The 20,306-nt window shown below is 59.8% G+C and carries 17 protein-coding genes; 4 read left to right on the forward strand and 13 right to left on the reverse strand.

Annotated features, from left to right (window positions below):
- Window positions 1–58 precede the first annotated feature (58 nt).
- The 9 genes from NTD88_RS15135 to ppsA all read right to left on the reverse strand — a co-directional run bounded on the left by NTD88_RS15135 (window position 59) and on the right by ppsA (window position 8,638).
- A complete protein-coding gene (locus NTD88_RS15135) occupies window positions 59–1,096 on the reverse strand; it encodes an OmpA family protein (RefSeq protein WP_262130939.1) in 1,038 nt (345 codons plus the stop codon).
- A gap of 108 nt (window positions 1,097–1,204) precedes the next feature.
- Window positions 1,205–1,795, reverse strand: coding sequence for an RNA polymerase sigma factor SigX (gene sigX, locus NTD88_RS15140; protein ID WP_175653824.1), 591 nt, complete (start codon window positions 1,793–1,795; stop codon window positions 1,205–1,207).
- Between the two features lie 88 nt (window positions 1,796–1,883).
- Window positions 1,884–2,708 carry a mechanosensitive ion channel family protein gene (locus tag NTD88_RS15145; RefSeq protein WP_095155701.1) on the reverse strand — a complete coding sequence of 275 codons (825 nt, stop codon included), beginning with the start codon at window positions 2,706–2,708 and terminating at the stop codon, window positions 1,884–1,886.
- 2 nt (window positions 2,709–2,710) lie between these two features.
- On the reverse strand, window positions 2,711–2,959 hold the full coding sequence (locus tag NTD88_RS15150) for a CrfX protein (protein WP_095155700.1): 249 nt from the start codon (window positions 2,957–2,959) through the stop codon (window positions 2,711–2,713).
- A 101-nt stretch (window positions 2,960–3,060) separates the two neighbouring features.
- Complete coding sequence (locus NTD88_RS15155) at window positions 3,061–4,056, reverse strand: zinc transporter ZntB (RefSeq protein ID WP_095155699.1); 996 nt, start codon at window positions 4,054–4,056, stop codon at window positions 3,061–3,063.
- Between the two features lie 28 nt (window positions 4,057–4,084).
- A complete protein-coding gene (gene rraA, locus NTD88_RS15160; RefSeq protein WP_262154774.1) occupies window positions 4,085–4,573 on the reverse strand; it encodes a ribonuclease E activity regulator RraA in 489 nt (162 codons plus the stop codon).
- 235 nt (window positions 4,574–4,808) lie between these two features.
- Entirely contained in the window at window positions 4,809–5,108 is a 300-nt protein-coding gene (locus NTD88_RS15165) for a Rieske (2Fe-2S) protein (protein WP_262154775.1), read from the reverse strand.
- 52 nt (window positions 5,109–5,160) lie between these two features.
- Window positions 5,161–6,153 (reverse strand): alpha/beta fold hydrolase, encoded by a 993-nt coding sequence (locus NTD88_RS15170; RefSeq protein WP_262154776.1) that lies wholly within the window; start codon window positions 6,151–6,153, stop codon window positions 5,161–5,163.
- Between the two features lie 109 nt (window positions 6,154–6,262).
- Window positions 6,263–8,638: a phosphoenolpyruvate synthase gene (gene ppsA / locus NTD88_RS15175; RefSeq protein ID WP_262154777.1), complete on the reverse strand. Its 2,376-nt coding sequence runs from the start codon at window positions 8,636–8,638 to the stop codon at window positions 6,263–6,265.
- 176 nt (window positions 8,639–8,814) lie between these two features.
- Here ppsA and NTD88_RS15180 point away from each other — a divergent pair, with 176 nt between their 5' ends.
- Complete coding sequence (locus NTD88_RS15180) at window positions 8,815–9,633, forward strand: pyruvate, water dikinase regulatory protein (RefSeq protein ID WP_095155729.1); 819 nt, start codon at window positions 8,815–8,817, stop codon at window positions 9,631–9,633.
- A gap of 9 nt (window positions 9,634–9,642) precedes the next feature.
- Here the strand turns inward: NTD88_RS15180 and NTD88_RS15185 are convergent, their stop codons facing one another.
- Window positions 9,643–9,882 carry a hypothetical protein gene (locus NTD88_RS15185; RefSeq protein WP_262154778.1) on the reverse strand — a complete coding sequence of 80 codons (240 nt, stop codon included), beginning with the start codon at window positions 9,880–9,882 and terminating at the stop codon, window positions 9,643–9,645.
- Window positions 9,883–9,899: 17 nt separating this feature from the next.
- Here NTD88_RS15185 and NTD88_RS15190 point away from each other — a divergent pair, with 17 nt between their 5' ends.
- The gene (locus tag NTD88_RS15190; protein ID WP_262154779.1) at window positions 9,900–10,823 is read left to right on the forward strand and encodes an HNH endonuclease; all 924 of its coding nucleotides are present in this window, start codon (window positions 9,900–9,902) and stop codon (window positions 10,821–10,823) included.
- 153 nt (window positions 10,824–10,976) lie between these two features.
- Here the strand turns inward: NTD88_RS15190 and NTD88_RS15195 are convergent, their stop codons facing one another.
- The 3 genes from NTD88_RS15195 to NTD88_RS15205 all read right to left on the reverse strand — a co-directional run bounded on the left by NTD88_RS15195 (window position 10,977) and on the right by NTD88_RS15205 (window position 18,490).
- Window positions 10,977–11,882 carry an Eco29kI family restriction endonuclease gene (locus tag NTD88_RS15195; RefSeq protein WP_262154780.1) on the reverse strand — a complete coding sequence of 302 codons (906 nt, stop codon included), beginning with the start codon at window positions 11,880–11,882 and terminating at the stop codon, window positions 10,977–10,979.
- A 9-nt stretch (window positions 11,883–11,891) separates the two neighbouring features.
- A complete protein-coding gene (locus tag NTD88_RS15200) occupies window positions 11,892–13,106 on the reverse strand; it encodes a DNA cytosine methyltransferase (RefSeq protein ID WP_262154781.1) in 1,215 nt (404 codons plus the stop codon).
- 518 nt (window positions 13,107–13,624) lie between these two features.
- Window positions 13,625–18,490: an NAD-glutamate dehydrogenase gene (locus tag NTD88_RS15205; protein ID WP_262154782.1), complete on the reverse strand. Its 4,866-nt coding sequence runs from the start codon at window positions 18,488–18,490 to the stop codon at window positions 13,625–13,627.
- A 341-nt stretch (window positions 18,491–18,831) separates the two neighbouring features.
- On the opposite strand from NTD88_RS15205, the gene NTD88_RS15210 reads away from it, so the two are divergent.
- Complete coding sequence (locus tag NTD88_RS15210) at window positions 18,832–19,182, forward strand: hypothetical protein (RefSeq protein ID WP_095155693.1); 351 nt, start codon at window positions 18,832–18,834, stop codon at window positions 19,180–19,182.
- A 161-nt stretch (window positions 19,183–19,343) separates the two neighbouring features.
- Window positions 19,344–20,303, forward strand: a complete 960-nt coding sequence (locus NTD88_RS15215) for an AAA family ATPase (protein ID WP_095155692.1) — start codon at window positions 19,344–19,346, stop codon at window positions 20,301–20,303.
- The last annotated feature ends 3 nt before the right edge of the window (window positions 20,304–20,306 follow it).

The raw sequence follows: 20,306 nt of genomic DNA on the forward strand, positions 1-20,306 counted from the left end.
ATCGCAGGCAAAGAAAAGCCCGGCCTGAGCCGGGCTTTTCAGTAGTGCGTCAGACCAATTACTTGGCTTGAGCTTCTACTTGAGCTTCAACGCGACGGTTGACAGCGCGACCAGCTTCGGTGGCGTTGTCAGCTACCGGACGGGACTCACCGTAGCCAACCGATTGAACGCGGCTCGACTCAACACCGTACTGACCGGTCAGAACCTGCTTGACGGCGCTAGCGCGACGCTCGGACAGTTTCTGGTTGTAAGCGTCAGGACCGACGGAGTCAGTGTGACCTTCAACAGTGGTGGTGGTCGACGGGTACTGCTTCATGAAGTCAGCCAGGTTCTTGATGTCGCCGTAGCTGTTTGGCTTGACGACCGACTTGTCGAAGTCGAACTTGACGTCCAGCTCAACGCGAACGACTTCGGCAACAGCCGGGCAGCCATCAGCGTCAACGGTAACGTTGGCTGGGGTGTCAGGGCACTTGTCGACGTTGTCGCAAACGCCGTCGTTGTCGCTGTCGGAGCAGACGTCAGCAACTGGAGCAGGTGCTGGAGCAGCGGCTGGCTTGGAGCCGCCACCGAAGTTCAGGCCGACACCAACGCTTGGCGCCCACTCGGTGTCGCCCTGGTCGATGTTGTACTGAGCTTCAACGCCAGCACGGGCGTAGAAGTTGTCGGTGAAGTACAGCTTGGCACCAGCGCCCAGGTTGGCGAAGGTGGAGCCGTTACGACCACCGCGGCCGGTCTGGCCGATGCTCTGGTCAGAGAAACCAGCGGATACGTATGGACGCACCAGGTCGCCTGGGTTGTTGAAGTGGTACAGAGCATCCAGGGCGGTGTTCGAACCCTTGATGTTCTTGCCATCTTCGCCACGGGCGTTATGAACTTCGTCATAGCCCAGACGCAGTTCAACGTCGTCGGTCAGGAAGTAACCGATCGAACCACCGAACAGGTTGCCGTCGTTTTTGAAGTCGCGCTGGCTGTCGAAGTATTCTTTCTTGTAGAAGCCTTCGACCTCGACCGCGCCTTGGCCTTGTGCCAGAGCGCCGAGCGAAGTTGCGGCAACAAGAGAACCAATGGCCAAGCCCAAGGTGTTTTTCAATTTCATCCGTTAAATCCCCATCTGGTGATAGTTAAGCAGTCCCACAACTCAGGGGGACAACTCGTCGGCAAGTCTAGCAGAACTCGCCAAACCGTTAGAGAATTTTCCGACAGACTAAGTTTCAACCTGCCCGGAAAATTTCTCTCGTAGCTTGTCCAGCGCACGCTTGTAGCGCATTTTCGTCGCGCTCAAGCCCATATGCATGATGTCGGCAATTTCCTGAAATTCGAGTTCTGCGACAAATCGTAGCACCAGAATTTCACGGTCAATGGGATTCACGTGAATCAACCATCTGTCCAGTCCGCCCTTCTCTTCTGGCTTCGGAGACTTCTCTTCAGAGGCCTCTTCAACCGGATCCAGACTCAAGGCATCCATCAACCGACGCTTACGCCGCTCCTTGCGATACTGGGTAATGCACTCGTTATAGGTAATGCTGTAGAGCCAGGTCTTGAACTTCGATTTACCTTCGAAGTTCTTCAAACCGTAGAGCACCTTCAGCATCACCTCCTGACAGACATCGTCGGCATCGCGATCGTTCCCGAGATAACGTGCACAGACGTTAAAAAGGGTTCGCTGATAGCGCCGCATGAGCTCTTCATAGGCGCGGGTAACATGAAATAGTTCCTCATGCGAACGCGCCACAAGCTCCTCATCGGTGAGCTCGCGGGGGTCGTAACGCATGGGCAACGAGTGGACTTTATTCAAAAAAAATCAGGCCGACAGTCAGGTATTCGTCGCCGCCAGCCCGGAGGGGGCCATTTTGCGGCGGCATACAGTAGCAGGATTTGCCCGGTCAGCGGCTATTGACCCGCTGTTCCAGCAGCGTGCGGTTGGACAGCGAAACCAGCTCGCCGTCATCCGTCAGCACGACTGTCTTGACCGTCCCGATCTCTTCGATCTGCCCTTCGACGTCTCCAATCTGCACCTGCTGGCCCACCTGATAGAGCTCGCGCACGTAGATGCCGGCAAGAATCTGCCCGGCAATTTCACGGCTGCCCAGGCCCATTGCCAGCGCAACGGCCAGACCAACGGTAATCAGACCGATGACGATCACGTGGTTGAGCAGGTCGGTTTTCACTTCGAGCTGGCTGATGGCCACCGAAATGCTGATGACGATCACCAGGCCCTGGGCGATGCGCCCAACGCCCGTGGCGTACTCCAGGCCGATGCCTTCGGCGGCGCCACGCACCAGACCGTTGACCACCTGAGCCAGCAGTACGCCGACCAGCAGCACCAGCGCCCCGCCAAAGACTTTTGGCAGGTACAGGGCAAGCATGTCCAGGGTCGCCGAGACGCGCTCAAGGCCCAGGGACTCGGCAGCCGAGACCAGGAACACCAGCAGGATGAACCAATAGACGATCTTGCCGATCAGGGTCGAAATCGGCACCTGGATACCGACCCGGCTGAGCATCTTGGTCAGGCCGGTGCCGCCCATCAGGCGATCGAGGCCAATTTTGGCAAGCAGTTTGGACAGCAGGGTGTCGAGCAGCTTGGCGACAACGAAGCCAAGCAGAACGACAACCAGCGCGCCAAACAGATTCGGGATGAAGTTCGCGACTTTGGTCCACAACGCGGTCATCGCGGTGACCAGGCTCTGGGTCCAGAGATCAAGTTCCATATTCAATCGGCCTTATCAGCTTTACGGACGGAAGCGGTGCGGCGGACCGGCGCAACATGCGCCGAGCCATTATTGATGGCGATCATCAGCGCCTGGCTCCAGCGGCCAAGCAGGCTGAACAGATCGCCGGCGCCGACCTGACGGTTGGCGGTTTTCAGGACACGCCCGAGGCAGGCATCGTCATCGCGGTCCTGACCGGACGGCGACGCGTTGAGCATGTCTCGCAGGGATTGTTCAAACGGATCGTGCATGGGCACCTCGCGCAATGTCAGTCAAAGACGAGACGCTCGTCCCATGGGTCACATGAACAATTCGTACAGGCATCACGGAGGACATCGACACGTCAGCGCTCTCAGACCCAACGCAGGCGGCGGAACAGCCACCATTGGCCCAAGGCCAGCCCCAGCACCAGAAAACTGGCGAACAGGAAGCCATAGGGGCTCTCGGAGCCGGGAATGCCGCCAACGTTGATGCCCAGCAGCCCGGTAACGAAGCTCATGGGCAGGAAGATGCAGGTGATGATGCCGAAACGGTACATGGTGCGGTTCATGCGTTCGCTCAAACGCCGGTCCTCGCTCTCCAGCACCAGCGCCACCCGCTCGCGGGTCAGCTCCAGCTCTTCCAGATAGCGGGTCAGGCTGTTGTTGAGCTCGTTCCAGTAGTCGGCGTCGTCTTCGACGAACCACGGCCACTTGTTGCGCGCCAGTTGCGCGTAGATTTCCCGCTGCGGCGCAAGGAACCGGCGCAAGCCTGCGGCGCGGCGGCGCATCTGCTGCAAGTCGCCATGTTCCGGGGCATAGCGGTCGTCGGCCTCGAGCTTTTCTTCCTCGATATCGACCTGTTCGGAAAGGTCGGACACCACCGCCTGCACCTTGTCGGTGAGCAACTGGGCAAGGGTCAGCAGCAACTCGGAGGCGGTCTTCGGACCGAGCCCTTCATCCAGTTGTTGCAGCAGTTCGTCGGTAGCCCGCAATGGCCGCAAACGCAGGGAAATCACCCGCTGGGCCTGGGCAAAGATACGCACCGAGACCATGTCCTCAGGCTCGGCGCCGGGATTGAGATTGATGCCGCGCAGGAACAACAGCATTTGCGCGTCGGGCAGCGGCAACAGCCGCGGTCGGGTGTTTTCTTCCAGCAGCAGGTCGCAGGCGAACTGATTCAGGCCGCTGTCCTGGCGCAGCCAGGTCTGGGTTTGCGGATGACCGCGGTCCCAGTGCAGCCAGAGACTCTGCTCCGGCTGCAGGACCAGATCGTCCAGTTCAGTCCGAGCGATGGAACGCGCACCGCCCCTGCCATCGAGAACCAGGGCATGAACCAGCCCCCACTGCGCGTTTTCTTCCTCGAACATCCTTACTCCATCGACCTGTTTTAAGTGGTTACTCGGGCATCTTCAGCGGACTTGGCGAAACGATCACGCCGTTGTTGTCGGCATAGATGTACTCGCCCGGGCGGAAGGTGACGCCGGCGAAGGTCACCGCGACGTTCAGGTCGCCGATGCCACGCTTGTCGGTCTTCATCGGGTGGCTGGCCAGCGCCTGCACGCCCACGTCGGTCTGCGCCAGGACATCCACGTCACGCACGCAGCCGTAGATCACCAGCCCTTCCCAACCATTTTTGGCGGCCTTTTCGGCAAGCATGTCGCCCAGCAGCGCGCGGCGCAGCGAACCGCCGCCGTCGACCACCAGAACCTTGCCCTTGCCGTCGAGATCGACCTGCTCCTTGACCAGCGAGTTGTCCTCGAAGCACTTGATGGTGACGACCTCACCGCCGAACGAATCGCGGCCGCCGAAGTTGCTGAACATCGGCTCCAGCACCTGGACCAGCTCAGGGTAGGCGTCGCACAAATCGGGCGTTACGTAATGCATGAGAAACTCCTGTCATTGATCAAGAAATGGATGTCGGAACTCACACGATCATTGAAACAGACGAAGCCTGGCAATACGGCTTTAGGCTCTGTATGAAAAGCCTTGAGACGAAGGTCAGGCAAGGCGAAAACAGCCGAGGAAGCGGAGTTTACGGGTTGTAAATGAGCATTCCGAGGCTGTTTTCAACGCAGCATCACCGAGTATCAAGGTTTTTCATACAGAGCCTAGACCCAGGCTACACGTCGATTCCAACACGGTCACCCTCATACGCCAATGTGAACATGTTCAACCCCGGACACCCCGGCTGCACCGCTCGCCCCGAAGACAGGCTGAACGCCAGACCGTGACGCGGGCAGCGCAGTTGGTCGCCTTCCAGCGTCGCGGCACTGAGCGGCGCGCCCTGATGCGGGCAACGGCCCTCGATCAGCACCGGCCGATTGTCCACGACCAGCAGCAGGAGCGTCTGGCCGTTGACCCTGAACGTCCTGCGATAACCTTCTTCGAGATTGATCAAACGCTCGAGCGGAACGAACATGGAAAACGCCCAGAAAACATAAAGTGACCAGAAATCCGACAAGCGTCACATCTTAGCCGCTAACCGGCTCCGGAGAAACGCCTGCTTCTTGCCCCGTCATCGCCAGCGGATCGCTCAACCAGCGCTCCACCAGCGGCCAGACCTGCGCCTGCGCGGGTTTGCTAACCAGCATATCCACATGTCCGAAGTTGTCGAACCCGTCTTCCTGGCCCAGCCGCAGAAAACGTTTGTGCTCGCTGCCGATCTGCTCGAACAGCTTGCGGCACGCCCACACCGGATCCTGATGATCACCCGCGCCTGCCACTGCCAGTACCGGCACCTGAACCTCGGCCAGACCAGCCCACCAGTTCCGCTCCTTGTCGCCGAAACGACCGAAAAGACCGAACCAGCGCATGCTTTCGATGGCCAGGCCGATCGGCTCGTCTTCCGGACCACGCTTGAGGCGCGAACCGGACAGATGGGCAAAGCGCTTGAGCAGCACGCGGCCGCCCCACTCCACCGGCGGAATCTTCAGCGGCCAATAGGTACGGCTGACCTGGGTGCCGAAAAACGCCGCGCTGGCGATCAGTTCTTCATTCAAATAGCGCCCACCGAGCGCCGCCGCCAGGGTCGTGCCGCCCAATGAGTGGCCGAGCCAGTGTGCGGGCCGGCCGGTTTGCTCGTTAACGAACGCGGCAATGGCCGGAAGGTCGTAGCTGGCGTAGTCGGCGACACGGTTGTAACGGTAATCGCGGTTGCGTGGCGACAGGCCATGGCCGCGCATTTCCGGAATCCACACATCGAACCCCGCCCGCGCCAGATGAGCGCCCAGGCCAATGCCCTTGGGCGAAAACCAGAAACGCCGGTTGGAAAAACTGCCATGCAGAAGGATGACGGGCGCGCCGCGCACATCGTTCTGATCGGCCATGCCAAGGCGGGTCAACGCCAGCTCGACACTCCGGTCAGGGCTGTTGCCGGCCTTCAGGCGGTACACGTCCTCGCTCAGGTCGCCGCAACGTTCGGCCCTGAGCAAGGCCACGGGAAAAAGACTACTGCTGCTTTGCATAGGGGTTCTTGCACAAAAAAGGGCGCGTCCGTCAATGGACCCGCCCTGGATGAAACCGTTGAAGCGGTCGCTGCCGGACTTGCGCAGACGACCGCTCCAGTACCCGCGATCAGTTCGCGCTCTGACCTTCAGCCAGGAAGAACCAGGTTTCCAGTACCGAGTCCGGGTTCAGCGAGACGCTTTCGATGCCCTGCTCCATCAGCCATTTGGCCAGGTCAGGGTGGTCCGAAGGGCCCTGACCGCAGATGCCGATGTACTTGCCGGCCTTGTTACAGGCCTGGATGGCATTGGACAGCAGCTTCTTGACCGCCGGATTACGCTCATCGAACAGGTGCGCGATGATGCCCGAGTCACGGTCCAGGCCCAGGGTGAGCTGGGTCAGGTCGTTGGAACCGATGGAGAAACCATCGAAGTACTCGAGGAACTCCTCGGCCAGGATGGCGTTGGACGGCAGTTCGCACATCATGATCACGCGCAGACCGTTGACACCACGGCCCAGGCCTTTCTCGGCGAGCAGGTCGACGACCTGGCTGGCTTCGCCCAGGGTACGCACGAACGGCACCATGATCTCGACGTTGGTCAGGCCCATGACATCGCGAACACGCTTGAGCGCACGGCATTCCAGGTCGAAGCAGTCACGGAACGACTCGCTGATGTAACGCGAGGCACCGCGGAAGCCCAGCATCGGGTTCTCTTCTTCCGGCTCGTACAGCTTGCCGCCGATCAGGTTGGCGTATTCGTTGGACTTGAAGTCGGACAGGCGAACGATGACCTTCTTCGGCCAGAACGCTGCGGCCAGGGTGCTGATGCCCTCGACCAGCTTCTCGACGTAGAACTCGACCGGGTCGTTGTAGCCGGCGATGCGCTTGTCGACGCTCTCTTTCAGCTCTTGCGGCAGGCCCGTGTAGTTCAGCAGCGCCTTGGGGTGCACGCCGATCATGCGGTTGATGATGAACTCCAGGCGCGCCAGGCCGACACCGGCGTTGGGCAACTGGGCGAAGTCGAAGGCGCGGTCCGGGTTACCGACGTTCATCATGATCTTGAACGGCAGATCAGGCATGGCGTCGACCGAGTTCTGACGGATGTCGAAGCCTAGTTCACCTTCGAAGATGAAGCCGGTGTCGCCTTCGGCGCAGGAAACGGTGACGCCCTGGCCGTCTTTCAGAACCTGGGTGGCGTTGCCGCAACCGACCACGGCCGGGATACCCAGCTCACGGGCGATGATCGCCGCGTGGCAGGTACGGCCACCGCGGTTGGTGACGATGGCGCTGGCGCGCTTCATGACCGGTTCCCAGTCCGGGTCGGTCATGTCGGAAACCAGCACGTCGCCCGGCTGGACCTTGTCCATCTCGGAAACGTCGTGGATCACGCGAACCTTGCCGGCGCCGATGCGCTGGCCAATGGCACGGCCTTCAACCAGAACGGTGCCCTTTTCCTTCAGCAGGTAGCGTTCCATGACGTTGGCGCTGGAGCGGCTCTTCACGGTTTCAGGACGGGCCTGAACGATGTACAGCTTGCCGTCGTCGCCGTCTTTGGCCCACTCGATGTCCATCGGACGCTGGTAGTGCTTCTCGATGATCATCGCCTGCTTGGCCAGTTCGGCCACTTCGGCATCGCTCAGGCAGAAACGGGCGCGGTCGGCGCGGTCCACGTCGACCACCTTGACCGAACGACCGGCCTTGGCTTCGTCGCCGTAGATCATCTTGATGGCCTTGCTGCCCAGGTTGCGGCGCAGGATGGCCGGGCGACCGGCTTCAAGGGTGTTCTTGTGAACGTAGAACTCGTCCGGGTTGACCGCGCCCTGGACCACGGTTTCACCCAGGCCGTAGGCGCCGGTAATGAAGACCACGTCACGGAAGCCCGATTCGGTGTCGAGGGTGAACATCACGCCCGCCGTTCCGGTTTCCGAACGGACCATGCGCTGCACGCCGGCGGACAGGGCGACCAGCTTGTGGTCGAAGCCCTGGTGCACGCGGTAGGAAATGGCACGGTCGTTGAAGAGGGAAGCGAACACTTCCTTGGCCGCGCGGATCACGTTGTCCACGCCGCGGATGTTCAGGAAGGTTTCTTGCTGGCCGGCGAACGAAGCGTCCGGCAGGTCTTCGGCGGTGGCCGACGAACGCACGGCAACGGCCATGTTGTCGTTGCCCTGGGCCATTTCGGCGAAGGCGGTGCGGATTTCAGCGTCGAGACGCGCCGGGAACTCGGCATCCATGACCCACTGACGAATCTGCGCACCGGTCTTGGCCAGGGCGTTGACGTCATCCACGTCCAGCGCGTCGAGCGCGGCGTGGATCTGATCGTTCAAACCGCTCTGTTCGAGGAAATCACGGTACGCCTGAGACGTAGTGGCAAAGCCGCCGGGGACCGATACACCGGCACCCGCGAGGTTACTGATCATCTCGCCGAGGGATGCGTTCTTGCCCCCCACGTGCTCCACATCATGGACGCCGAGCTTATCGAGGGAAACTACGTACTCTACCAAGGTGATCTCTCCACTAACTGTGTTGGAAAAGCTCAGGACGCCGGCGTACCCCTGTGGGATCGACCGGGCGCTTGTGGCCTGGACCTGGAAAATAAGTGAGAATGCCGACGATCTCGTTCGGCAAACCGAACCTATCATATCCAAGATTCGTCACCAGCTTAAGGCCCATGGCGCAAATGAAACGATCTGCTTTCTTCATTTCCGACGGCACCGGCATCACTGCGGAGACCCTCGGGCAAAGTCTTCTGGCGCAGTTCGAGAACATTCCGTTCAATAAATTCACGCGACCCTACATCGATAGCGTGGAAAAAGCGCGCGTCATGGTACAGCAAATCAACGCCGCCGCTGAGCGTGACGGCATGCGCCCGATCATCTTCGACACCATCGTCAACCAGGACATCCGCGAAATCCTGGCCACCTCGAACGGCTTCATGATCGACATCTTCTCGACCTTCCTGGCCCCGCTGGAGCAGGAGTTGACCGCCCATTCGTCGTACTCGGTGGGCAAATCCCACTCGATCGGCGGCAACTCCAACTACATGGAGCGCATCGAAGCGGTCAACTTCGCCCTCGACAACGACGACGGCGCTCGCACCCACTACTACGACAAGGCCGACCTGATCCTGGTTGGCGTCTCGCGTTGCGGCAAGACCCCGACGTGTCTGTACATGGCCATGCAATTCGGTATTCGCGCGGCGAACTACCCGCTGACCGAAGATGATATGGAGCGCCTGCAACTGCCGACGGCGCTGAAGAATCATCAGCACAAGCTGTTTGGGTTGACGATTGATCCGGATCGGTTGACTGCGATTCGGCATGAGCGGAAGCCGAATAGCCGGTATGCGAGCTTTGCGCAGTGCGAGTTTGAGGTAAGGGAAGTGGAGAATCTGTTCCGGCGGGAGAATATTCCGAATATCAATTCCACGCATTTTTCGGTGGAGGAGATTTCGGCGAAGATTTTGGTGGAGAAGGGGGTGGAAAGGCGGTTTAAGTAAACCGCCGCATCAGTGCAACCAACCGCCCTGCTCGTCCAGGCTGCACTGCCACTTAGAGAACATTGCGCGACAAAGCGCCGCGCCTGTGGGAACTGGCTTGCCAACGATTTCAATGATGAATTCACCATCATAATTCGCGGGCAAAGCGTTGATCGCCGCGCAGTGCCAGAATCCGAAACGTCGAAGGACTGGAAGACACATCACCGAGACTTCGACTGATAGCAATATCAACATAAAAAAGACGTCCATGGACGTCTTTTTTACGCATGAAATCCAACACTTCCCCGCAGAAGGAATGGCACCAAGCCACTATCCGCATTGAATCGTTTACCAATTTTCGCGACGATAGGAAATTTCCTACGCCGATAAATGAAAAAAGGTCTGCGCTCATGGCAATCAAAACAGTATCCAAGGAAGCAAACGCCCTGCCCACTAAAGGCGAGCATCAGCCGAAATCTCAATCCAATCCTGCTTGGACCCGAGACGAGCTGATTCTTGCACTTGACCTCTACCTAAAACATCGTGGATCGCCCCCTAGTAAAAACCATCCCGAGGTTCAAGCCTTGTCTCAGCTACTGGGACAAATTGGCAACACGCTCGGCCTGAATAAAGGGGGCAGCTTCCGTAATGCGAACGGTGTCGACATGAAGCTCGGCAACTTTCGCCGTTGGGACCCTGAATACATCAAGGATGGTAAGAAGGGTTTAGCCAGAGGTAATAAAGACGAGAAACTAGTATGGGATGAATTCGCCGACGCCCCCGCCAGACTCGCCGCCGCAGTGGCAGCCATTAGCCGTACCGTAGGAAGCCTATCTCCCGAGGCCAAAGCATTATCTGGTAGCGACGAGCCGGACATTGTGGAAGCGGAAGAAGGCAAAGTATTGACCCGCCTTCACCGCTATAGAGAGCGCAGCCGCGCACTAGTCAATGCCAAAAAGAAAGATGTATTACAGAAGGAGGGACGACTGCAATGCGAAGCCTGTGCCTTCGATTTCGCACAAGTGTACGGGTCGGCTGGCGACAATATCATCGACGTCCATCACACCAAGCCTGTCCATACCTTAAAGCCCGGCGAAAAAACTAAACTCGCCGAGCTCGCCCTTCTCTGCGCGAACTGCCATCGGGTAATCCACTCAAAGCGCCCATGGTTGAGCGTGGAGCATGTTCAAGCTCTGAGAAAAGAAAAATGAGTCCAGACAGCCCCCTGTTCACGACGGTATCAACGCACCTGCAGGCGGCTTCTAACTTTTCGCGCAAAAATTTTCACGTCGCGCTTCAACTCAAAGCGCCACCGTCACCGCATCTGTCGAAAAATAGCTTATTAGCACGAGCCATGATAAAAATTACGAATTAACTTCATAGTTCCCTGAAGCTTCTTCAATCACAAAGACCTCATCACGCTCATCCTTGAACTCCTCACGGTTCAATTGACGCATTTCTTCCATGAAGCGATCAAACAACTGGTGAATATCAACGTAAGGCGGGTGCAATGCCAGATGCTGATCAATCTCACCGATAATCTGATCACGAGTCTTTTGATCCTTCGTACTTTGATCTGCCCAAGCCCTCCCCGGATGCATGGTATCCCAAGGAGATCGCTTGTTATCCCGCGTCTTGGAACTGTCACCATGCTTACCCAAGCCGAAACAAATCTTTGTCTCAGAGTTCCAGATAGGTTTAAAGAAGTTAATCAAATAGTCTTCAGCAGATTTCTGAAAACCAGACTGAACGATCAAAAAACGGCACTTGAAGTCCTCGATAGCCAACGTTGTTTCAGCCTTCCTAATGCTCTTGGCATGCTCAGCCAATCGGCCTGCAAGCTTAGTCCCCTGAGCAATCGCATTTTTTGCCGACGCATTTTCAGGATCAGCTTTACCAACGTAGATGGGATGATCTGAGTCAACAAGCTTAGCGTAGGGTGCAAAATCACCTTTGTAGTAGATTGCATAAATCCCTGCGCCATAGAAGTTTGGAATGGCCGACAGTTCATGTATAGGTTGAGAGATCAACGTCAGCGCGACTATTCGACCAGCTGTTTGCGGGTCTGAAGGATCAAAAATCGACGAAGGACGCAAGATTGGGTCAAAGCCAGCTGCGACCTCTGTCAAGCGCTCGGCATATCCGCTCAACACCTGCCGTGCTTTGGCAATGCTTCGCGCATTACCCTCAGGCTTCGTCTCCGATAGCTTGTCAGTGATCGTAGACAGTTCCCCGAGCAGTGCCTGAAAATCCGTCGCGTCCTTCGCCATTCTTATTCCTTAGCCAACGTTTCTTAATTGTGTACAAACTGCATCAGCAACATGCTGCGCCAAGCGAACGGGCACAGCGTTACCTAGCTGGCGCATAACCTCCCCCCAAGAACCTTCGAAGACAAATTCATCAGGGAATGTTTGTATGCGAGCGCATTCACGAACGGTGAAGTACCTAATGCTTCCATCAACTCGACGGAGCATATTTTCACCACCAGGCACACCGTGATCACCAGCTTTGAGCGCCTTTGCCGGCTCGTCCAAAGGGCTGCCGGTATGTCCCGGATAGCTTCTAGCACCAGGTTGGAACTTGTGAGCTTGGTACAGCAACGTAGGGTGTTGCTCAGGATCAGGCAAATCACTAATCGCATCTCTCACCGTTTGCCATGGCAAGAGCGTACCTTCGCCCAAATCTCTGAGCGCAGCCATCTTCTTGCTACTTGTGATAGGACACTCAGGACGGAAGCGCTTGGCAACCTTGTGCCGCTCCCAATAGTCGCCTGTCACCCATTGATCCCTCAACAACGCATCGCTGCTGTGAGTCTTGGCCGGGAAGGTCCATGGACGATGAATATCCGCCCTGAATCCCACAAAGAAAACACGCTCACGTTTTTGCGGCACACCATAATCGGCCGCGTTAACCAAGCGTGCTACGACGTGATACTCACTTTGCCCGCCAGCGGTTTTGTGTTGTTCCAGACGGCTCAGATGTTCAAGCCACTCTTCACCAGCACGAGCCACCAAGCCAGGGTACTCAAGCTGCAACTGAATGTAGTTGAAGTAATTGTAGAACGAAGCCCGGGTCAGACCTTTGACATTCTCAAACACAAAAGCTTTGGGCTGAACCTCACGAATAGCCCGAACGGCCTGTGGGAACATGTCTCGCTCGTCTAGGAAGCCTCGATGTTTACCACCCATAGAGAATGGCTGGCAGGGAGGCCCACCAGTAATCAAGTCCAAACCAGCGAACCCCGAAAAGTCGAAGTGCCGAACATCCCCTTCAGTTACATCAGCCCAATGCGCAATCGGCTCTACTCCGTAGCGCTTGTTGATACGCAGGGTTTCGCAAGCATGCTTACTCCACTCGACAACAGCCTCGTGCTGTACACCACACCCGGAAAAACCCATACCCAAGCCGCCAGCTCCGGCGAAAAGCTCGATTGAATGAAGCTGAGGGATTTGCTCGCCTTGTAACGAATGGCGTGGGAAACTCGCTGTTGCCATGTACACCTCCTATCTAGGTGAATGTGGTTGGTGGGCTACGGTTGCAGCCGTAGCCCACCGATTTCAGCGCGCATTCTACCTGAAGCACGCTATCACTGCCTTGGCTTATCGCCCCCCCTATCCCGCACCTGCCCGCCCAACAGAGCCTCCACCAACGCTGGCGAAACCTCCAGCGATTGATATGCCGACCAAGCCCCCTACCCGACATGTTCAAAAGTGCCCCCGCACAGCCGCACCAACACTGATCATCAGGAGAAAATCTCTGCGAAAAAGGAAGGGCTACTGATGCACGGCCTCAGTACGGATGACCAAAACCGATCGAGGTGGTAAAGCGACAGGCCAATCCTAGGTACCATTTCCCAGGTACGCAACGGCGGAAAAGGTCGCGAAACATGATCAAGAAATGACGTACAAGAAAGCCAGACCGAGAGGAGGTTTTTGTAGCGCTATGCAACACCGTCCCCAAACAAAAAGGCCCTGACATCACTGTCAGGGCCTCTTCATTTCACATCAAGCGATCAAGACGGCAAAACCGCCGCCTGCCCGCTCAGCGCCAGATCCACCAACTCCCGGTTCGCCACCGCATACATGGCGTAATCCGTCCCGGTAGCCGCCCGCAGGTCATCCAGCATCGCGCGCCAGCGCTCCACCATCACCCGGTGCTGCTCCATCCACAGCGCCACGCGGGCGTCCATGTCGTCCGGGGCATCGGCCATTTGCAGCACGGAAATGGTGATCGCGCGCTGTTGCAGGTCGATATCGTCGCGGAACGCTTCGCGGGCCAGGGCCTGCCAGTTGTTTTCCACCGGCAGGTTGCTGATTTCCTGCAGGTACCAGGTCAGCTCCAGCGCGCTGCCCACGGCGAAGAACGCCTTGGCCACCTGCGCCGGATCGTGGCCGGTGACGTCCGACGCCTCGATGATCGGCAGCAAGGTGTACAGGTGCGTGGTGCCGGCGACCATGCGGGCCAGCAATTCCGGCACGCCGGCTTCGACGAAGCTCTGGTAGCGGGTCTGCCAGCGGTCGCGGGTCGGGCCTTCGAGCAGTTCGTCGAGTTTCAGGCCCAGCGCGGCGATCTGTGGACCGAAGTGCGCGACGTCACGCCCGGCGTCCTGCTCGTTGCGGCGGCTGCGCAGGAACCAGCGGGTCGCGCGGCGGCCCAGGCGCATCAGTTCGTCCATCAGGGTCAGCTGGACTTCCGCCGGCACCTGGTAATCCAGCGCTTCGATCTGACGGAACCAGTGCGGCAGGTGGAAGATGTCACGCACGATTACATAAGCCCCGGCCACGTTCGCCGGGCTCATGCCGGTGGACTCTTTCAGGCGCTGGACGAAGGTGATGCCCATGTTGTTGACCAGGTCGTTGGCGATCTGGGTGCTGACGATCTCGCGCTTCAGGCGGTGGCGACGCATGGCGTCGGCGAACTTGTGCACCAGCGACGGCGGGAATGCGGTCTCCATGTCGCGGGTCAGGTAGTCGTCATCCGGCACCAGCGACTTGAGCAGGGCTTCCTTGAGGTCGATCTTGCTGTAGGAGATCAGCACCGACAGTTCGGCACGGCTCAGGCCCTGGTTGGCCGCCAGGCGTTCGGCCAGTTGCTCTTCCGACGGCAGGAACTCGATCGCCCGGTCCAGTTTGCCGCGGCTTTCCAGGTCGGCCATCAGGCGCTTGTACTCGGCGATGCGCTCTCTGGCCCGGCGCGCGGCCAGGGACAGGGCCTGGGTCTGTTTGTAGTTGTTGCCCAACACCAGCGCGGCCACTTCGTCGGTCATGCTGCCGAGCAACTGGTTGCGCTGTTTCTCGGTCATGTCGCCGGCCTGCACCACTTCGTTGAGCAGGATCTTGATGTTGACCTCGTGGTCGGAGCAGTCCACGCCACCGGCGTTGTCGATGAAGTCGGTGTTGGTGGCGCCGCCATTCAGGCCGAACTCGACCCGGCCAAGCTGGGTCATGCCCAGGTTGCCGCCCTCGCCCACTACCTTGCAGCGCAGCTCGTTACCGTTGACCCGCAGCGCGTCGTTGGCCTTGTCGCCGACATCGGCGTGGCTTTCGCTGCTGGACTTGACGTAAGTGCCGATACCGCCGTTCCACAGCAGGTCCACCGGCGCTTTGAGCAGTGCGTTGAGCAGCTCGGTCGGGGTCAGCTTGTCGGCTTCGATGGCGAAGCGTTCCTTCATCTGCGGGGTGATGGCGATGCTCTTCGCGCTGCGCGTGAAGATGCCGCCACCCTCGGACATGATGCTGGTGTCGTAGTCGCTCCAGGCCGAACGCGGCAGGTCGAACAGGCGCTTGCGCTCGGCGAAGCTGGTGGCCGGGTCCGGATTCGGGTCGATGAAGATGTGCAGGTGGTTGAAGGCTGCCACCAGTTGCAGGGTCTCGGACATCAGCAAGCCGTTGCCGAACACGTCGCCGGCCATGTCGCCGACGCCGACCACGGTGATGCTGTCTTTTTGCACGTTGATGCCGCGTTCGCGGAAGTGGCGCTGCACGCCGACCCAGGCGCCACGGGCGGTGATGCCCATTTTCTTGTGGTCGTAGCCGGCCGAGCCGCCCGAGGCGAAGGCGTCGCCGAGCCAGAAGCCGTAGTCGATGGCGATGCCGTTGGCGATGTCGGAGAAGGTCGCGGTGCCTTTGTCGGCCGCTACCACCAGGTAGGGATCGTCTTCGTCATGCCGCACCACGTTGGCCGGTGGTACTACGCCGCCGTCCTTGAGGTTGTCGGTGATGTCCAGCAGACCGGAGATGAAGATGCGGTAGCAGGCGATACCTTCAGCGGCGATGTCATCACGGCTGCCGCCCAGCGGCAGGCGACGCGGCAGGAAGCCGCCCTTGGCGCCCACCGGCACGATCACCGAGTTCTTCACCTGCTGGGCTTTTACCAGGCCCAGCACTTCGGTGCGGTAGTCTTCCTCGCGGTCCGACCAGCGCAGGCCGCCCCGCGCGACGTTGCCGAAGCGCAGGTGCACGCCTTCAACCCGCGGCGAGTAGACGAAGATCTCGAAGCGCGGCACCGGTTTTGGCAGTTCGGGGATGAGCTTGGGGTTGAACTTGAAGCTGAAGTAGGACTTGTTCTGACCGTTGGCGTCCGGCTGATAGAAGTTGGTGCGCAGGGTCGCCTTGATCAGGTCCAGGTAGCGCCGCAGGATACGGTCTTCGTTGAGCACCTGGACGTCGTCCAGTGCCGTGAGAATCGCCTGTTCCAGACGCTGCTGCTTGTCTTCGAGGTCTTCGACGGTGAGCTTGCGCGCCAGGTAGAAGCGGGTCTTGAACAGGCGGGTCAGCTCGCGAGCGATATCGGTGTGGTTGTTCAGGGTGCTGGCGATGTAGCCGAGGTCGAAGCCCAGGCGGATCTGCTTGAGGTAGCGGGCGTAGGCACGAAGCAGCGCGACGTCGCGCCACGGCAGGCCGGCGGTCAGCACCAGGCGGTTGAAGGCGTCGTTTTCCGCATCGCCGTTGACGATGTGGACGAAGGCGTCCTGCAGGGTGTCGTTGAGTTGCTGGATATCCAGCTCGACGCCTTCGGCAGTGGTGAAGGCGAAGTCATGAATCCAGAACTCGCGGCCATTGCTGTGGCGCAAGCGATACGGGAACTCGCCCAGCACGCGCAGGCCGAGGTTTTCCAGGATCGGCAGCACGTCGGACAGGGCCAGCGGGGTATCGGCGTGGTACAGCTTGCAGTGCAGCAGCTGTTTACCGGTCTGGGTCAGCGGCTGGTAGAAGCTCATCACCAGCGGCTTGCCCTCGGACAGGTTGAGCAGGTGCTGCATGTCCACCACCGCCGAGTGCGCGGCAAAGCGCTCGCGGTAGCCGGCCGGGAAGCCTTTCGGGAAGTCCGCCAGGACGTTGGTGCCCTGGGCTTCGCCGAAGTTCTCGACGGTCAGCGCGGCGTAGTCGTCCTGCCACGAACGGCAGGCCTGGATCACTTCGTTTTCCAGTTGTTTGGCGTCGATATCGATGCGGTTCTTCGGATCGACCCGCAGGATCAGTTGCACCCGCGCCAGCACCGATTCGGAGAAGAAGGTCCAGAACTCGCAGTCGCTGGCCTTCAGGCGCTCCATCAGGACCTGCTGGATCTTCTGCCGCACTTCGGTGGAGTAGATGTCACGCGGAACGTAGGCCAGGCAGTAGCAGAAGCGACCGTACGGGTCTTTGCGCAGGAACACGCGGATCTTGTTGCGCTCCTGGATCTGCACGATGGACATGACGGTGCTGAACAGCTCGTCCACCGGGGTCTGGAACAGGTCGTCGCGCGGCAGCACTTCGAGGACCTGGGCCAGTTCCTTGCCCAGGTGCGCCTTGGCGTCGAAGCCCGAACGGCGCTCGACTTCGGCGACCTTGCCGCGAATGTACGGAATCTGGTGGACGCTCTCGCCATACACCGACGAGGTGTACAGGCCCATGAAGCGGCATTCCTTGATGACCTTGCCGTCGGCGTCGAGCTGGCGGATCGACACGTAATCCGGGTAAGCCGGACGGTGCACGCGGCTCGGGTGAGCGGCCTTGGCGAAGGACAGCAGCAGCGGTTCGTTCAGGTAGTTGACCGCGTAGTCTTCGATACGCAGGTCTTCGGTGGTCAGGCCGGCGCGCAGCAGGCGGGTCAGGCCGAGGAACGACTGCTCGTCGTAGACCAGTTGGCCGCCCTGGGCATCGCCGTTGACCACGAATTCTTCATAGCCGAGGAAGGTGAAGTGGTTGCCCACCAGCCATTCCAGGAAGCTCTGGATCTCGGATTTCTCGGTTTGCGCCGGGGCATACGGGGTCTGCTCCACCAGCGCCAGCAAGTCGCGGACCTTGGCCTTCATCGGCTCGAAGTCGGCCACGGCGACGCGCACTTCGGCCAGCACCTGGGTCAACTCATGGGTCAGCACGCCGAGTTCGGTGTTGTTGGCGCAGCGGTCGATCTCCAGGTACATCAGCGATTCTTGCAGCACGTCCTCGCCGTGGGTGCCCTTGGGCAGGATTTCCAGCAGTTCGCCCTTGGCCCCACGACGCGTGCTCAGCACCGTGGTCTGCAGGGTGTGGATGCTGTAGCCGCGACGGTTCAGCTCGGTACGCACCGAGTCGACCAGGAACGGCAGGTCATGGTGCAGGACTTCCACGGCGGTGTGGGTCGACTGCCAGCCATGACGCTCGTAATCGGGGTTGTAGACGTTGACCTGAGGTTGGCTGTGATCGAAGCGCTCGATCATGCGCCAGGCAGAGAGGGTGCAACCGACCAGGTCGGACAGGCGCCGCTGGGTCAGTTCGTCCAGAGAGATGATGCCGAAGAACTGCTCGGCGAACAGCGCCACTTGTGGCAGTGCCTGCTCGCTGATGTGCTGGGCCAGGGCCGCTTTCAGTTGATGCTGGAAGTCGGCTTTGCTGGCTGCGGTGAAGAACGCCATCTGTGGTACTCCGCTTGGGCTTTGTTATTGGGTGAAGCGTCGCGCGTGTCCGCTTTATCCCGCATCAACCATAGCCAATGACGGGCAAAGCGCAGAGGAAATCCGAAAGAGCGGGTGCCGGGATGACCGACTGGTCACACCGGGATGGACATCTGCAAAAACCACTGCCACTGAAGCCGGCTGCGTCTTTACGGGTGTCCATCGACAACGCAGCTTAACGACAGCCCACCCGGCCCTGCTTGCGGCGCTGCGACATATTCGGACAACGAGGAGCAACGGAAGATTTATCCCGTGGGCGAACACTGGCACACTCGCGTTTCAATTCCTTTATCGAGCCGCCCATGCAACTGACCGCCCAACTGGCCTTCGCCAACCCTTGCGATGATGAAGAAGACAACCTGGCCACCGTCGGCTGCCAAAGCGACAAGAACCAGTTGTTCATCATCAGCCGCTACCCGCACGAAGACAGAGTGGACCTCATGCTCGACGAAGAAGGCGCCACCGTCCGCGACCTGAAGGTGACACTCAGCGACACCCGCCTGCTGGTCGAGCTGGCGGCCGGGTCTACCGACCTGTTCGAAGACGATGTGCTGGAAATCCGCCTGGAGAGCGCCAGCATCGACGCGGATGAAATCGAACAGGCCCTGCGCGTGATCCTCGACGGCACCGGCACCTTCGTCAGCGAGCGCTGAGTGCAACAGGGCCGGGCAGCGCGCCCGGCCCCTTGCCGCGATCTCCCCCCGAAGAATTTCCCCCGGCACCGTTAGTCGGCGACCCCACGGATGGATTAAAGTATCAACCCCTGCCCGGGGCCGTTCGCCGGCCCCGCGCGTCATTCCAGGAACCGTCGACGATGGAACACCGTGAAGCGCTGGTCGCGCTGCGCACCTTTCTTTCAACCCAGATCCTTGGCCAGGAAAAACTGGTTGAACGCCTGCTGATCGTGCTCCTGGCCGACGGCCACATGCTGGTCGAAGGCGCACCGGGCCTTGCCAAGACCAAGGCCATCAAGCAACTGGCCGACGGGATCGAGGCGCAGTTCCATCGCATCCAGTTCACCCCCGACCTGCTCCCCGCCGACATCACCGGCACCGAAATCTATCGGCCGGAGACCGGCAGCTTCGTGTTCCAGCAGGGGCCGATCTTCCACAACCTGGTGCTCGCCGACGAAATCAACCGGGCCCCGGCCAAGGTGCAATCGGCGCTGCTCGAAGCCATGGCCGAGCGCCAGGTCAGCGTCGGCCGCAGCACCTACGAGCTGTCGCCGCTGTTCCTGGTGATGGCCACGCAAAACCCGATCGAGCAGGAAGGCACCTACCCGCTGCCCGAAGCCCAGCTCGACCGTTTCCTGATGCACGTGAAGATCGGCTTCCCGGACGCCTCGGTGGAGCGACGCATTCTGTCGCAAGCCCGCGGCGAAGCCCTCAACGGCGAAACCAAGCCGGAACGCCGGGTCACCCAGCAGGCGATCTTCGCCGCCCGCAAGGAAATCCTCGGCCTGTACATGGCCGACGCGGTGGAGGAGTACCTGGTGCAACTGGTCATGGCCACCCGCAACGGCGCCAAGTACGACGCCGAGCTGGGTGACTGGATCGCCTACGGCGCCAGCCCGCGCGGCTCGATCGCCCTTGACCGCTGCGCCCGGGCCCACGCCTGGCTGGCCGGGCGCGACTTCGTCAGCCCGGAAGATATCCAGGCGGTGCTGTTCGACGTGCTGCGCCACCGCGTCATTCTTTCTTTCGAAGCCGAGGCCGCCGGTATCGACCAGGACCGGGTGATCCAGCGCGTCCTCGACGTCGTCGCTGTCGCCTGACCC

The organism is Pseudomonas sp. 20P_3.2_Bac5 (assembly GCF_025466035.1).
GTDB lineage: Bacteria > Pseudomonadota > Gammaproteobacteria > Pseudomonadales > Pseudomonadaceae > Aquipseudomonas.

Coding starts and splice junctions, on each gene's coding strand:
- NTD88_RS15135 (WP_262130939.1), bottom strand. CDS start 1,096: ATGAAATTGAAAAACACCTTGGGCTTGGCCATTGGTTCTCTTGTTGCC.
- NTD88_RS15145 (WP_095155701.1), bottom strand. CDS start 2,708: ATGGAACTTGATCTCTGGACCCAGAGCCTGGTCACCGCGATGACCGCG.
- NTD88_RS15150 (WP_095155700.1), bottom strand. CDS start 2,959: ATGCACGATCCGTTTGAACAATCCCTGCGAGACATGCTCAACGCGTCG.
- NTD88_RS15155 (WP_095155699.1), bottom strand. CDS start 4,056: ATGTTCGAGGAAGAAAACGCGCAGTGGGGGCTGGTTCATGCCCTGGTT.
- rraA (WP_262154774.1), bottom strand. CDS start 4,573: ATGCATTACGTAACGCCCGATTTGTGCGACGCCTACCCTGAGCTGGTC.
- NTD88_RS15165 (WP_262154775.1), bottom strand. CDS start 5,108: ATGTTCGTTCCGCTCGAGCGTTTGATCAATCTCGAAGAAGGTTATCGC.
- NTD88_RS15170 (WP_262154776.1), bottom strand. CDS start 6,153: ATGCAAAGCAGCAGTAGTCTTTTTCCCGTGGCCTTGCTCAGGGCCGAA.
- NTD88_RS15180 (WP_095155729.1), top strand. CDS start 8,815: ATGAAACGATCTGCTTTCTTCATTTCCGACGGCACCGGCATCACTGCG.
- NTD88_RS15185 (WP_262154778.1), bottom strand. CDS start 9,882: ATGGACGTCTTTTTTATGTTGATATTGCTATCAGTCGAAGTCTCGGTG.
- NTD88_RS15190 (WP_262154779.1), top strand. CDS start 9,900: ATGAAATCCAACACTTCCCCGCAGAAGGAATGGCACCAAGCCACTATC.
- NTD88_RS15195 (WP_262154780.1), bottom strand. CDS start 11,882: ATGGCGAAGGACGCGACGGATTTTCAGGCACTGCTCGGGGAACTGTCT.
- NTD88_RS15200 (WP_262154781.1), bottom strand. CDS start 13,106: ATGGCAACAGCGAGTTTCCCACGCCATTCGTTACAAGGCGAGCAAATC.
- NTD88_RS15205 (WP_262154782.1), bottom strand. CDS start 18,490: ATGGCGTTCTTCACCGCAGCCAGCAAAGCCGACTTCCAGCATCAACTG.
- NTD88_RS15210 (WP_095155693.1), top strand. CDS start 18,832: ATGCAACTGACCGCCCAACTGGCCTTCGCCAACCCTTGCGATGATGAA.
- NTD88_RS15215 (WP_095155692.1), top strand. CDS start 19,344: ATGGAACACCGTGAAGCGCTGGTCGCGCTGCGCACCTTTCTTTCAACC.